The 13,726-nt window shown below is 67.0% G+C and carries 12 protein-coding genes; 4 read left to right on the forward strand and 8 right to left on the reverse strand.

Annotation, left to right across the window (positions count from 1 at the left end; all coding sequences use genetic code 11):
• Positions 1–252: 252 nt before the first annotated feature.
• From JO059_RS09915 to JO059_RS09935, 5 genes are read right to left on the reverse strand one after another with little or no spacing between them, the layout of a single operon-like run.
• Positions 253–1,752 (reverse strand): class I adenylate-forming enzyme family protein, encoded by a 1,500-nt coding sequence (locus tag JO059_RS09915; RefSeq protein WP_293316192.1) that lies wholly within the window; start codon positions 1,750–1,752, stop codon positions 253–255.
• Positions 1,749–2,684 carry an acyl-CoA dehydrogenase family protein gene (locus JO059_RS09920; protein ID WP_293316194.1) on the reverse strand — a complete coding sequence of 312 codons (936 nt, stop codon included), beginning with the start codon at positions 2,682–2,684 and terminating at the stop codon, positions 1,749–1,751. Before JO059_RS09920 ends, JO059_RS09915 begins: the two co-directional genes overlap by 4 nt.
• Positions 2,681–3,838 (reverse strand): acyl-CoA dehydrogenase family protein, encoded by a 1,158-nt coding sequence (locus JO059_RS09925; protein WP_293316196.1) that lies wholly within the window; start codon positions 3,836–3,838, stop codon positions 2,681–2,683. Before JO059_RS09925 ends, JO059_RS09920 begins: the two co-directional genes overlap by 4 nt.
• Positions 3,835–4,950, reverse strand: coding sequence for an acyl-CoA dehydrogenase family protein (locus JO059_RS09930; RefSeq protein ID WP_293316198.1), 1,116 nt, complete (start codon positions 4,948–4,950; stop codon positions 3,835–3,837). Before JO059_RS09930 ends, JO059_RS09925 begins: the two co-directional genes overlap by 4 nt.
• On the reverse strand, positions 4,947–6,044 hold the full coding sequence (locus JO059_RS09935) for an acyl-CoA dehydrogenase family protein (RefSeq protein WP_293316200.1): 1,098 nt from the start codon (positions 6,042–6,044) through the stop codon (positions 4,947–4,949). The genes JO059_RS09930 and JO059_RS09935 overlap by 4 nt, the downstream gene beginning before the upstream one ends.
• Before the next feature lie 78 nt (positions 6,045–6,122).
• Here JO059_RS09935 and JO059_RS09940 point away from each other — a divergent pair, with 78 nt between their 5' ends.
• Positions 6,123–6,989, forward strand: a complete 867-nt coding sequence (locus JO059_RS09940; protein WP_293316202.1) for an LLM class flavin-dependent oxidoreductase — start codon at positions 6,123–6,125, stop codon at positions 6,987–6,989.
• On the opposite strand, the gene JO059_RS09945 is transcribed toward JO059_RS09940, so the two are convergent.
• Positions 6,952–7,671 carry an SDR family oxidoreductase gene (locus tag JO059_RS09945; protein ID WP_293316229.1) on the reverse strand — a complete coding sequence of 240 codons (720 nt, stop codon included), beginning with the start codon at positions 7,669–7,671 and terminating at the stop codon, positions 6,952–6,954. The two genes, JO059_RS09940 and JO059_RS09945, sit on opposite strands and share 38 nt — an antisense overlap.
• A gap of 14 nt (positions 7,672–7,685) precedes the next feature.
• On the reverse strand, positions 7,686–8,519 hold the full coding sequence (locus tag JO059_RS09950; RefSeq protein ID WP_293316204.1) for an FCD domain-containing protein: 834 nt from the start codon (positions 8,517–8,519) through the stop codon (positions 7,686–7,688).
• Positions 8,520–8,580: 61 nt separating this feature from the next.
• Here JO059_RS09950 and JO059_RS09955 point away from each other — a divergent pair, with 61 nt between their 5' ends.
• Both JO059_RS09955 and JO059_RS09960 read left to right on the forward strand, forming a co-directional pair.
• Positions 8,581–10,980: a CoA transferase gene (locus JO059_RS09955; RefSeq protein ID WP_293316206.1), complete on the forward strand. Its 2,400-nt coding sequence runs from the start codon at positions 8,581–8,583 to the stop codon at positions 10,978–10,980.
• An 18-nt stretch (positions 10,981–10,998) separates the two neighbouring features.
• The gene (locus tag JO059_RS09960) at positions 10,999–11,190 is read left to right on the forward strand and encodes a ferredoxin (RefSeq protein WP_293316208.1); all 192 of its coding nucleotides are present in this window, start codon (positions 10,999–11,001) and stop codon (positions 11,188–11,190) included.
• A gap of 49 nt (positions 11,191–11,239) precedes the next feature.
• On the opposite strand, the gene JO059_RS09965 is transcribed toward JO059_RS09960, so the two are convergent.
• The gene (locus JO059_RS09965; RefSeq protein ID WP_293316210.1) at positions 11,240–12,478 is read right to left on the reverse strand and encodes a cytochrome P450; all 1,239 of its coding nucleotides are present in this window, start codon (positions 12,476–12,478) and stop codon (positions 11,240–11,242) included.
• 112 nt (positions 12,479–12,590) lie between these two features.
• On the opposite strand from JO059_RS09965, the gene JO059_RS09970 reads away from it, so the two are divergent.
• Positions 12,591–13,718 (forward strand): Rieske 2Fe-2S domain-containing protein, encoded by a 1,128-nt coding sequence (locus tag JO059_RS09970; protein ID WP_293316212.1) that lies wholly within the window; start codon positions 12,591–12,593, stop codon positions 13,716–13,718.
• The last annotated feature ends 8 nt before the right edge of the window (positions 13,719–13,726 follow it).

The raw sequence follows: 13,726 nt of genomic DNA on the forward strand, positions 1-13,726 counted from the left end.
CCACACCTGCCCGCACCGGCGCCCAAGGACCTCCACGCGGGCACCGTCGTTGAGGTCCCTGAATACCGCCGGCACCTTCACCCTCGCCGGCGTCACCTATAAGGTCGACGGACGAAGTCGCCTTGAGCAGTCCTGGTCGTCATCGACGCGGCGACAAGATCATCGCCGTCGATCTAGACGTGCGGCCGATAGATGTCGTCGAATGCGTCCTGACATAGAACTGTCACCCATGTCCTGAGAGATCACACCGGCTCAGCCGCCCCGGGCTTGGATCATCGCCGAACGATTGACCTTGGTGGCCGCTGTCCGCGGAATGGTGTCGACGAACTCGACGGTCTTGGGAGCCTTGTAGTGGGCGAGTCGGCTCTTGGCGTAGTCGATGACTTCGTCCTCTGTGAGCGTCACCCCATCGGCGAGCTGAAGCACGGCGTGCACCCGGCGGCCCCATTGGGGATCGGACAGTCCGATGACCACGACGTCCGCGATGCCGGGATGGCCGGCCAATGCCGACTCCACCTCCGCCGGAAAGACGTTGGCGCCCCCGGTGACGATCATGTCGACGCGGCGGTCGACGATGTACAGATAGCCGTCCTCGTCGAGATATCCGATGTCGCCGGCGGAACGAAACCCGTCCTCGGTGGACGGCAGCTGCGGCGCCCCGCCCAGATAACGGGAGCCTGCGCTCATCGGCGCGCGCAGGTAGATCTCGCCCTGTTCGCCGGGACCGAGGATTCTGCGGCCGGCGTCCAGAATCCGGATCTCGGTGTCCCGGAAGCCGCGGCCGACGCTGCCCGGATGAGTAAGCCATTCATCGCCGCGCAACGCGGTTAGCCCCAGATTCTCCGTCATGCCGTAGGCGCTCACGATCTGCTCCGGGCTCAGCAGCTCGAACCAGGTATGCATCAGCGACGGCGGCATCACTGCGGCTCCCTGCAAGATGAAAACGATGCTGGACAGGTCGCGCTGCCGAACATCGGGCCTCGCGGCAATTCGCGACAGCATCGTGGGTGTGGCCGTGAAGTTGGTGATTCGATAGCGTTCGATGACGTCCAAAACCAGTGCCGCGTTGAACTTTTCGAGAACCACCAGATGGTCGCCACTCAGCAGGAAGAAAAAGGTAGCGAACCCGTTGGTGTGATACATCGGCGCCGGCACCATGATGGTCTGCGGCTGCGCCACCGGCGTCCAATTCGCCAGAAACGGCTCGCCGTGCTGGGGAGTCCACAGCGAGGGCGCCAAGCTGAGGATCACCTTTGGCACGCCGGTCGAACCGCTGCTGCAGATCCCGTTGACGTGTGGGGAAATGGCTGCGGGCAACGGACTTTGGGACTCGCCGGCCGCCCGCGCTGCCAGCGCCCACCGGCTCTGTTCGTCGACGACGACGGCGGGGTTGATCACCTCGCGCACTCGGTCTCGTTCCCATTCGGGCAAGTCCCAGTGCATGGGAACGGGAACCGCGCCGATCTTCCAGCAGCCCAGCGTGGCCAGTATCAGGTGTACGGAGTTGGGGATGCCCAGCGCCACCAGGGAACCCGCTTGCGCGCCGGCGGCGACCAGCGCGCGGGCCCATTGGTTGGCGCCGGCCTCGAGCTGACCGAAGGTCAGTGTGTCCGCGGTGCCATCGAGCGCGACGACCGTCACCGCCTGATCGTCGCGGCGTTGCTCGGCGAGCTCGGCCAGCTTGGTTCCGAACGGGATGCCTTCGTCCCACGGGTTGGGCGTCGCTCCCGACTCGAGGGGTTGAGTGCTCATGCCGATACCGGCCCGGAGAATAGCGTCTCGAGGTAGCCGTCGCGGACGTCAGGTATCAGGCGCAGCGCGAGTGCCTCGGCACTCAGCGGTAACCGGATCAGCGGTTGGGTGTGCCGGTCGAGCAGGCTGATGTCGGATTCGTCGCAAAAACCAAGGGCGCCAAGCAATTGATGCGATGTGCGCAACACCTGCCGCGCGGTGTCGGCCGCCTTATACCTGAGAACGAGGGCGTCGGCCGAATGCATCTGCGCTGGCAACGATTCCGGTCGGCAGATGGTGTACTTGGCGAGTTCGTGCAGCCCGCGCACCGCGACCGCGGCATCCGCGACGGCGAACCGGACGGCCTGGAAGTCGGCCAGCGGCTTTCCGAACTGGATCCGCGCGCGCACATGCTCGGTGACAATGTGGAGCGCCTGCTGGATCGCCCCCAGAATCCGCCATGACCCCAGCACGAGATGAAGGTTAACGTCGGCCGCCGGGACGGTTCCGTCGGGTGCGCTCAGAGTGGCGGGCACCAGAAACGGCCCCAGCCTGGCGCTTGTCCGGCGAGCCGGCCGCGGACGGTAGCGAACGCCGTCCAGGTCGGCGGCGATCCAGCCACCGGGCAGGTCGCCGTGGTCGATGCGCGGGGCCTGGGGATCGACCAGTGTCAGTCGGGCGCCGTCGATCGCCAGCAGCTCTTCGACAAGCGGATAGGGCAGCGCATTAGCGCCCGCGGACTGGCAGAGCACAGCCGCTGCCAGCAAGTCGTCGGACGGCGAGCGGACGTTGAGCTCGAATGCGCCCAGCTCGCTGAGGGCCGCATGCGCCGCCTGGCGCACGCCGTCGTCGGTTTCGGCGCGCAACGCGGTCGACGGGCCGCCCAACCGGGCGAGACGCTTGGCGGCGACGGCCGCGAAATCGCTGATATCCAAGGGGAGTTCGGTATTCACCGGTGCTCTCCCAGGACGTCCCGGGCCACCAACATTCGCTGCACTTCGATGGTCCCCGATGCGACCGTGGCGGCTTGTGCGTAGCGCCAATGGTCCTCGATCGCGCCGTGCAGCGGCGCCGACGTGCCGCTGTCCAGGGCGGTCGGGCCCAGCACGTCGAAGAGCAACTCGGCGACTTGCTGGTCACAGGTGGTGGCGGCGATGCGGGCGGCACTGGCCGCCGCACCGGCGCAGGGGTCGTCTTGCAGCGAGATGGCCCGATACGCCAACAGTCGGGCGACCCGCAGGTCGATAAGCGCCCGCACCCAACGGGAACGAAGGGTTTCCGGAAGGTCATCCCAGCCGTCGCCCAGTTGGGCGCGCATCCGTTCGAGCAGCGATTCACAACGCGCGTAACGGGCGATGCCGACCCGTTCGAAAGCCAGCGCCTCCCGCATCACCTGCCAGCCGTCACCGACCTCGCCCAAGACGTCGCCGGGGTACGCCGGCACGTCGTCCAAGAACATCTCGTTGAGGTGATGCGGCCCCAACATCGACGGGATTGGCCGAACGGTGAAACCGGGGCGGTCCATGGGAAGCAGAAACAGGGTGAGCCGCTTCGCCTTTTGCGCGTCGGGGTGCGTACAGGCGGCCAGCACACACCACGACGCCATCAATGCATAGGACGTCCATACCTTCTGGCCGGTTATCCGCCAACCCGCACCGTCGGGCACCGCCCGGGTGCGCAACGAGGCGAGATCCGTTCCGGCCTCCGGCTCTGAAAACCCCTGGCACCAAATCACGTCCCCGGACGCGATGGCCGACAGGTGCTTCGCCTTCTGCTCGTCCGTTCCGTAACGCATCAGTGCCGGACCGACCCAGTTGATTCCCATGTACTGCGGGCCGCGGGGCTCGTGCTGGGCCCACATCTCCTCCCGCAGCACCGTCTGCTGCCAGACGGAACCACCGCCGCCCCCATGCTCTTTCGGCCACGCCAATGCGAGCAGGCCCTCGGCGGCCAGCAGCTTGCAGAACGTCTCGGTGGTGGCCAGATCCTGCGGGTTTTCGGTGCAGGCGCCGAGGAAGTCGGCGGGGATGTGGTGGGATACCAACTCGCGCAGGTGGTTTCGCAGCTGTGCCGCGTCGTCGCCGAGGTCATAATCCATGGTGGTCATCCCTTCGGCAGCCCGAGCAGCCGCTCGCCGATGATGTTTCGTTGTACCTCCGACGTTCCGCCGTAGATGGTGGCGGCCAACGCGTCCTGGCGTTCGAAGAGCAGATCCGTATCGCTCACCGCGTCCTGTCCCTTTGTGACGGCAGCGAGTTCCCAAACACGTTGCAAAGTAACCGATCCGAGCAGCTTCAAAATGTCGGCCTCCGGACTCGGCCGTCCTGCCAGCTCGTTGCCCAGGGCACGGTATCCGGTGGCGCGGAGCGCTTCGGCATCGGCCAGAAGCGAGCCGAGTTCGGCGCAGATGTCGTCGGTCGGAAATGCAGCGCGCGCCGTGTCGAGGCCTCGCTTGATCTCGACCCAGTTCATGATCCAGATCATCTGGCGCTCGTGCTGCAGGGACGCCAGCGCGACGTTCCACCCGCCATTCAGCGGGCCGAGCAGATTTTCGGCCGGCACCTCGACGTCATCGAGAAAGACCTCGCAGAACGTCTCGTCGGAGACCGACGCCATGCGGATGGGCTCGATCGTCACCCCGGGGGCGTGCAGGTCGAGGATGAGACACGAGATGCCACGGTGTTTCGGCGCCGCCGGATCGGTGCGGACGTACAGCGTGCACCAGCGCGACTCGTGCGCCTGGGTGGTCCAGATCTTGTGACCGCTGACCCGGAAGATCTCCCCGTCAGGGCCACAGCGCTCGGCCCGCGTCCGCAGCCCGGCGAAATCGGATCCGGCTTCGGGCTCGGACATGCCCAGGGCCCACCATTCGTCACCACGCAACAAGGGCACCAACAGCCGGTCGATTTGCGCCGGGGTGCCGAACTGGCGGATGCCGGGCGCCGCGACGTTGGGACCGGCGATGTTGGGCAGCTTGGGTGCGGATCGCATCGCCGCCTCGAGCCGAATCTCCATCGCATCTCGCAAACCCAAAGATCGGCCGCCGTGCTCGCGCGGCCAGGTCGGTTGTATCCATCCGGCCTCGAACGCCGCCAGCTGGTAGTCCCGCCTCAGTGACAGGTCCCACCGGTACTCGCGATAGTTCTCGTAGTAGTCCCTCGGGAGGAATTCCCTTAACCACCCGGCGAATTCGTCGACTATCGAAGCGGCCGCGGTCATTGGGCCGCTCCCGCGAACCGGCGGCCCACCTCGTGATAGAGCGCGCGGCTGTCGCCCAGCAGCGCCGCGCCCTGCCAGGCGTGCCGGATGTAGAGATGCATGTCGTGTTCCCAGGTTTGTGCGAGGGCACCGTGCACCTGGACCGCGGTGCGCGCGCAATTGACCGCCGCCTCCCCGGCCGCCGCCTTGGCCAGCGCGGCGGCGGTCCAGGCGTCCGCGGCCCCCGCCTTGCCGAGCTGCGCCGCCGCCGCGTAGGTCAGGCTGCGGGCGCGCTCCACGCTGACGTAGTTGTCGGCCAGGGCATGTTTGATCCCCTGGAAGGCACCGATCGGGGTGCCGAACTGTCGACGGGTCTTCGCGTGTTCGACGGAGCGGTGCAGGGCGCCGCTCGCCGCGCCGACCAGGTCGGCGGCGGCGGCCACCAGCGGTGCCGCCAACGCCGATTCGAGCTGGACGGGAGCGGCGGCGACCGCCTCGGCGTCGATCTCGACGTCGGCCACCGGTTGCGCGGGGTCGGTCGATTCGCGGGGCACCACATTCACCCCGCCGGCACCGCCGCAGCGGACGACCGCCGCCACCAGACCGTCCGGACCACGGAGTCCCTTGTCGTCGGTGTGCGCCAGCGTGACGATCAACTCGGCACGGCCCAGGTTGGGCACCGCGGCCGCTCGCCCCCGCAGCCGTCCCGCGCGCAACGTCATCGGCACGCCGGGCAGCCGAGATCCTTTCGCGTGCAGCGCCAGTGTGGCGACCGCTCCGCCGGCGATGGCGGTGAGGACCGAGTCGAGTTCGGTGCCACGCAGCGCGCCCGCCGCCAGTCCCACGCTGCTGAGAAACGGGATCGGCGCGAGGGCAGCGCCGCACTCCTCGAGAACCACCGCCAACTCGACGGGGCCGTAATCGCCGCCGCCGGGCGCCGCGAGTTCCGTCCAGCCCAGGTCGACGACCGTCTTCCACAGGGTGCGCCAACGCTCCGGGTCGGTCCCCGAATCTTCGAAGGCCTGGCGGGCGGCATCGGGTGGACACTCGGTGCGCAGAACGTCGCGCACGGTATCCCGCAGTGACAGCTGCGCCGAAGTCAGTCCGACATCCATAAGACCCCTAACATAATAAAAATAGTAAACTAGCCAACCCGGTGCAATCGGGCGGGAACGGCCGCCTAGGTTGGTGGCATGGTCGAGTGGTACCTGTTCCTGCCGCAGGTGCGGCTATCCGCGGCCCACATCACGGAGCGGGCGCGCCATGCCGAGGCCAGCGGCTTCGACGGAATAGCGTTCATCGATCACCTCGAAGCGCCCGGGCTCCCGGATGAAAGCATTTGGGAGGCAATGGCCATCGCCACTTGGGTGGCGGCCAAGACGGAGCGGCTGCGCATCGGCCATCTGGTCCTGTGCGACGCGTTTCGGCACCCCGCCGTGCTCGCCAAGCAGGCCGTCACCCTGTCGGACGCGTCCGAAGGCAGGTTCGATCTGGGCCTCGGGGCGGGATCGTGGCCCGCGGAGTTCACCAGATTCGAAGTCGGTCAGCAGAATCCGGTTGCCCGCGTCGAGCAGCTCGGCCGGCACCTGGCCCTGATCAGGCAGTACTGGGGGGACGACGAGTCCGGCCCGAGTCAGCTCCCGAAGAGATCCCACCCGATACCGCTGGTCCTGGGTGGCAGCGGGCCACGCATGATGGAACTCGTTCGTACATACGCGGATTGGTGGAACCTGCAGGCGAACCACATCGACCGATTGCCCGAGCTTGCCCCGAAAGCGGGAACCGCGCGGGTGTCGGTTCAACAGATGGTGGGCTATGTGTCGGCCGACGGCGATCCGCAGGCGGTACGGGTGGTGAGCACGCGGCGATTCGGCAACCTGGGGCCCGGCCTGGTGTGTGGGGATGCGGACGAGCTGATCGCACACTTCGCGGGCCTGGCCGCCCAGCGCGTCGAGCGCTTCTACGTGTGGTTCGCCGATTTCGCCGCCCCGGATTCCCTGCGCGAGTTCGGCGAATCGGTGATCAAGGCGTTCGCTGGCGCCGGCGACGCGCCTCCGTAGGCTCGATCGGCGGCCGGGCGAACGGCCCGCGGTGCACGGCGGACAGCCGGATCTCCGGGAGATCGACCGACGGGTCGACGGTGTCGAGCCAGGCAACGGCCTGCGCGACGTCGGACACCTGGATCGCGTACATCTCGAAGGGGACGTCCTGCAGCATCTCGGTTTCCACCGGCCCCGGTGTGACGATGTGCACGGCGATGCCGTCCCGGTCGACCTCGAACGCCAGGGCGCGGGCGAACGCGTTCATGCCGGCCTTCGACGCGGAGTAGGCGGTGCGGGCCATCATCGGCTCGTGCGCCGCCGACGACGAGATGAATACGAACCGCGAGCCGGCGCGCATTCGTGGCAGCGCGGCGGCGGTCACCACGAAGCACGAATCCAGGTTGGCCGACATGATGGTCCGCCACTGCTCGAAAGTCTGCTTGCGAGCATAGGTTCCGCCAAGGGTGCCCGCTGCATGTACGACGAGGTCTATCTTCTCCAAAGCGCTTATGGCGCTGGCGAACCCGTCAGGGTCGGACGCATCCGCCACGAGGTGGCGCGCGCCGATCTCCTCGGCCGCCGTGCGCAGCGGGGCCGCACGCCGCGCGCACAGGACCACGTCGTATCCCTGCTCGCTGAGCTTGCGGCCGCATGCCTTTCCGATCCCACCGCTGCCGCCGGTGACCAACGCGGTCCGCATCGACATCGGGGGCGTCAAGAGCGCCGGATGTCCCGCGGGCGGGACCCCGAACGTGAAAGAGCCTGCGGCGACAGCGCATAGATGCGTTGATCGGGCCGGCCCGACAGCACATAGGTCTGGGTGTCGGCCAGATGGCGTCCCGCGATGCGGCGGGCCCGGTCGACATCGCCCTCGGCGATGGTCTCGGCAAGCTTGACGTGCGTGCTCAGCACCGCACGCCGCTTGGCCAGCGAGGGGTAGGTGCCACGAGCGGCGCTCTCGTCGGCCCACTGTTGTTCGTGACTGGTCCACAGGGTTTCCAGGCTGCCGACGACCGCGATGATGGTGTGATTCCCGCAGCCCCGCACCACGAGATCGTGGAATTGACGGCCGATTTCGGTGAAGAGCCGACCGTCGTCGAGGTGCTCGGCCATCGAGTCGTTGACGCGCTTGAGTTCCGGCACCAGCGTGTCCGCCCGGTCGGGACGCTGGGCCGCCAGCGCGGCGCAGGCCGGCTCGAGCTCCTGCAGCGCCATCCCGAGGTCGGCGACCTCGACGGACTCGCTTTGCAACAACAGCCCAAGCATGTACGCGGCGCTCGTCTTCGCCGGCGCGTGCACGACGGCGCCGCCGCGGTTGCCCCGCCGGACCGAGACCAGACCCTCGGTCTCCAGGATGCGCAGCGCCTCGCGGAGGGACACTAGGCTGACGTTGAACTGCTCGACGAGCACCTCCTGGCGCGGCAGCAGGTCGCCGTCGGCGAGTTCGCCGTCGATGATCTGACGGCGCAACTCGTCGGCTACGATTTCGGCGATCCTCGGCGCCGACAGGCGGCGACGGGCGTCGGGGCCAATTCCCAGGGCGGTCATCCATTCCTCGCTGCTCGACTGGCTTAGCTATTTTAGCAGTAATGGTATAAATAACCGGGTGATGCGCGAGCCCGACAGCCGGCCGACACCGCTTGACGGATTGCGAGTAGTCGAGATCAGCGACCGGATAGCGGGCAGCTACTGCGGGAAGCTGCTGGTCGACGTGGGGGCGCAGGTCCGCAAAATTGAACCGGTGCAAGGTGATTGGCTGCGCAGATACTCGGCGACCTGTTCGCCGTTGCCGCCCGGTGATGCGGCCCCCTTATTCAGTTATCTGAACGCCGGCAAGCGCAGCCTGACTTACGCTGAGCACTCTGAGCATTATCGGGCCGAATTGGCCGCAGCCGACGTCGTCATCGTCACCGCCGCGCGGTCAAAGGCCGCGGCGATGGGCATCGACCCGCAGCGCCTGCTGGCCGAAAACCCCCGGGCGACCATCATCACGATCTCTGACTTCGGCTGGACCGGACCGTACGCCGACCGCGCCGCCAGTGAGTTCACCTTGCAAGCGTGGGCCGGGTCGCCCGGCTTTCGCGGCGATCCGGCCGGGCCGCCCATCGCCATCGGCGGCGACCTGGGCGAGTACATGGGCGGTGTGTACGCCGCGTTCGGCGCCCTGGCCGTGCGTCGTCGCGTCGAAGGTGGCGGCCCGGGGGAGCATCTCGACCTGTCCATGCTCGAGGCTCTGACCGCGATGCAGAGCAGCGAGTGGCTGCATTCGCAGCTGCTGCGCGTTCCTCCGATTCGCCGCACCCTCGAGGTGCCCTCCATCGAACCCGCCAAGGACGGCTACGTCGGCATCACCATGGTCACCGGCCAGCAGTGGCTCGACTTCCTCTCAATGGTCGGTTGTCCGGAACTGGAGGAGATCGAGCAGTTGCGGTTCCAGATCGGGCGGTGGGAATACCGCGACCTGATCCGCGAACACATTGGGCCGTGGCTGGCCGAGCGGACCGTCGACGAGATCGTCGAGCTCGGGCAGCTGTTCCGGCTGCCGATCGCCGCGTTGGGCAACGGCGCGACGATCCGGGATATGGAATACGCGAAACACCGCGGGGTTTTCATCCGCAATCCCGCCGGCTTTCATCAACCGCGCCCGCCATGGCTCATGTCCGCCTGCGCGCCTGCACCGCTGCGGGCCGCTCCCGCGCCGGGCGAGGCGAACGACGAATCACCTTGGGCGAGAGGCAGAACCGGGCCTGCGCCGGCGCCGCGTGGGCTGCCGCTCGACGGTGTGCGCATCGTCGACCTGACCGCATTCTGGGCCGGACCGGCGGCGACGCACCTCCTGGCCGCGTTCGGCGCGGACGTCGTCAAGGTGGAATCGATACAGCGACCCGACGGCATTCGATACTCCGGTGGCATGCGGACCGATGTGGACGACTGGTGGGAGTACGGCTGGGTTTTCCACGCGATGAACACCAACAAGCGTTCTGTCACATTGGATTTGGGCTCCGCCGACGGGCATCGGCTGTTCATGGAATTGGCGGCCGGGGCCGACATTGTGATCGAGAACTTCTCGCCCAGGGTGATGGACCAGTTCGGACTCACCGCCGATGTGCTGCTGAAGGTCAACCCCCGACTGGTCGTCGCGCGGATGCCCGCGTTCGGGCTCGACGGCCCGTGGCGGGAGCGGGTCGGGTTTGCCCCCACCATGGAGCAGATCGCGGGACTGGCGTGGGTGACCGGACTACCGGAGGCCTCACCGGTGACGCCGCGCGGCGCCTGCGATCCGCTGGCCGGTGTGCACGCCGCCTTCGCCGTCGCCGCCGCCCTGACCTTCGCCGAACGCACCGGAACGGGCCAGCTGCTCGAGCTGCCGATGATCGAAACGGTGCTCAACGCCACGGCGATTCAGGCGATCGAATCGGAGGTGTTCGGGAAAACGCTGGCCCGGCGGGGCAACCGCGGTCACTGCGACGTGATCCAGAATCTCTACCACTGTGCCGGCTCAGAGAACCACCATGACGATTGGATCGCGGTCACCGTGCGCGACGACGGGCAGTGGCTCGCGCTCGTCGAACTGATGGGCCGACCCGACTGGTGCGACGCGGGTCTCGCGTGCGTCGCGGGGCGCCGGGAGCGCGCCGACGACATCGATCGCCGGTTGCGGGAATGGTTCTCTGCGCAGCGGTTGGAACCGACGGTGGAGCGGCTGGCCCACGCGGGCATCCCCGCAGCGCCGGTCGTATCGCCGTCGCTGGTCACCGAGAATCCGCAACTGCGGGACCGCGGATTCTTCGAGGTCCTGCAGCACCCGAGCACCGGGGCCGGCCGATATCCCTGTCCGCCGTTCGCGAGGCTGGCGGGCCAGGAAAGGTGGCTGCTGCGCCCGCCGCCCAGGCTGGGCGAGCACAATGAAGAAGTGCTACGCGATAGGTGCGGGCTGACCGAAGAACAACTGGAGAACCTGGCCAGCAGCGCGGTGATCGGGACCCGTCCGGCGGGCCTCACGAAGTAAGGGCGAGGAGGGCATCTGATGCGGGTGACGGTCGACGAAACCTTGTGTGAAGCCAATGGGTTTTGCGAATCCCTCGCTCCGGAGATTTTCGAGTTGGGGGACGCCGACGTCGTGCAGATCGCGGACGGGCCGGTGCCTGCGCGCCTGGAGATCGACGTGCGCGCCGCGGTGGACCAGTGCCCCAAGGCCGCGTTGCGGTTGAGCGACTGAAGCAAATCGGACCGTCGTGTGATGCCCGCTCGGCGCGGGCGCGGGGCTCCTACCGCCGCTCGACAACCGATATCGCCATCTCGTCGTAGATCGACATGTTGGTCAACAGGTTCGGATGGGACACCTTGGCCGGACCGAGCGCGATGTCGTCGCATCGCAGCAGTAGTTCGTCGAACACCGCCCGTAGCTCGGCGCGTGCCAACATGGCACCCAGGCAGTGATGCGGTCCGCCCCCTCCGAAAGCGACCTGCGGGTTGGGCTGCCGCCCGATGTCGAAAATGAACGGCGACGAGAACACCTCCTCGTCGCGGTTCGCCGAGCGCAGCATCGACACCACCCGCTCGCCGCGCGTGATCCGCCGGCCGTCCATCTCGACGTCGACCTTCGCGGTGCGCGTCCAGTAGGCCACCGGCGATGCCCAGCGCAACACCTCCTCAATCGCGTTGGGCCGCAGCGCTTCCTGCTCGCGATACCGCTCGATCTGCTCCGGGTTGTCGACGAATGCCTGGATCCCGGTGGCCAACGCGTTCTTCGTCGTGTCACTGCCGGCAAACGCCAGGACGAAGAAGAAGAACTCGAGTTCGTTGGCGGGCAGGCTGAATTGCTCACCGTCCTCGCCGGTGATCACCGCGGAGGCCAGCGTGCTCCAGATGTCGTCGGCGGGATTGCGACGCTTTTCCGCGGTGAGGTCCATCGCGTAGCCGAAGATGGTGGCGTAGAGATCCGTGTAGTCCTGCCACGTCGGCCGCGGCCCGGGCGCATTGGCTTTCAGGATGTGGTCCAGGCAATCGAATATTCGCGGACGGTCTTCCTCCGGTATACCGATGATGTCGCCGATGACGGTCATGGGCAGGGCGTCGGCGACATCGGCGATCCAATCGCCGCCGCCCCGATCGAGCAGCTGGTCGAGGATCCGCGCGGCGCGCGCGCGGATCCCGTCCTCGAGCTTGGCGATCGCCCGCGGATTGAACGCGTGCGAAATCAGCTTGCGGCGCTTGTTCAGTCCGGGTGGGTCCATGTTGATGATGGTCGGATACGACGCGAACATGCCGACCGGCTGGATGAGCGGTCCGTCGACTGCGGTGAACGAGTCCGTATCGCGGTGCAACCGGACCGCGTGCCGGTGCTTGGTGGCCACCCAGAATTCGCGCTGCACCGTCGCGGCGACACCGGGCGTCAGGTCGTGTCGGAAAAGCGGGCGTGTGCGGCGCAACTCGGCGAACAATTCATCGGGAAATCCGTTGCGCCACAAGGCGAAATCGGACAGATCCACTGCCGCAGCCGTCATCTTCCAACTCCGGTTCGCTCGGACGCAGCGCACCACCGGCCGGCGCCGCGTTGACGTTCAATGCTTAAAATAGTAAAAATAGACCGAGTCGTCGAACCGCGCTGGAGAGGTCGTGACGCATACAATTCCGGAGCCGGCCTCGGATTCGGCCGGGGATCCGTCGGAACGTGAGTTCGGCCAGGCCGGCATCGCGCTGTCGACCTACCGGTTCCCGACGGGCTGGTTCATCGTCGCCTTCGCATCCGATCTGGCCGCCGGTCACGTCAAGCGGGCGCATTACTTCGGTGAGGAACTGGTGCTGTTCCGCGCGGAGTCCGGGCAGGTGCACGTCATGGATGCCTATTGTCAGCACCTGGGCGCGAACCTGGGCGTCGGCGGAACCGTGGAAGGTGAGAACATCGTTTGCCCCTGGCACGGTTGGCGCTGGCGCGGTGACGGCACCAATGCACTGATTCCCTACAGCAAGATCGGCTGCAAGAACAACGTTCGGATTCGCACCTATCCGAGCATTGAGTGGTACGGCTTCATCCTCGTCTGGCATGAGCGGCACGGCCGCGCACCGTACTGGCAGCCGCCGGTGCTCCCCGAATTGGAAACCAACGAGTACTACCCGCTGCATCCGCACACCCAGATGCTCAATCGCGTCAAGGTGCACCCGCAGATGATCATCGAGAACGCCGCCGACCCGTACCACGTCCAATACGTCCACAAGGCCGCCAGTCCCGCCACCACCTCGTCGTTCGAGGTTTCCGGTTACCACCTGCACGCCACCGTCAACGCCCACTTCGGCGGTGGCCGCGCCTCCACGTGGCTGACACCGAACGGGCCGGTCGACGCCAAGATCATCTACGACAACTACTCGCTGGGACTGGGCCTCGTCCGTTTCCCCAGCGAGCTGGTGGCGACACTCCAGGTCACCGGCCAGACCCCGGTCGACGAGGACTACACCGACTACTTCTATACCCAGGCCTCCATTCGCGAGCCCGGCGACAGCGGCGACGTGCCCACGGGGCGCGCAGCGAAATTCCTGGCGCTGCAACAAGAGGTCATCAAGCAGGACTTCTTCACCTGGGAGAACATGAAATACCTGGAAAAGCCCAACCTGGCTCCCGAAGAGGCGCACGACTACGCTGCGCTTCGCCGCTGGGCGCATCGCTTCTACCCGGGTCCACAGCCCTCGCCCGCCGACTTCGGCTACACCGCCGACGGTGCGCCGGACCCGGCGGCCGCGGAAGGTTAATCGAGAGC

This window comes from Mycobacterium sp. (genome assembly GCF_019247615.1).
In the GTDB taxonomy this organism is placed as follows: Bacteria; Actinomycetota; Actinomycetes; order Mycobacteriales; family Mycobacteriaceae; genus Mycobacterium.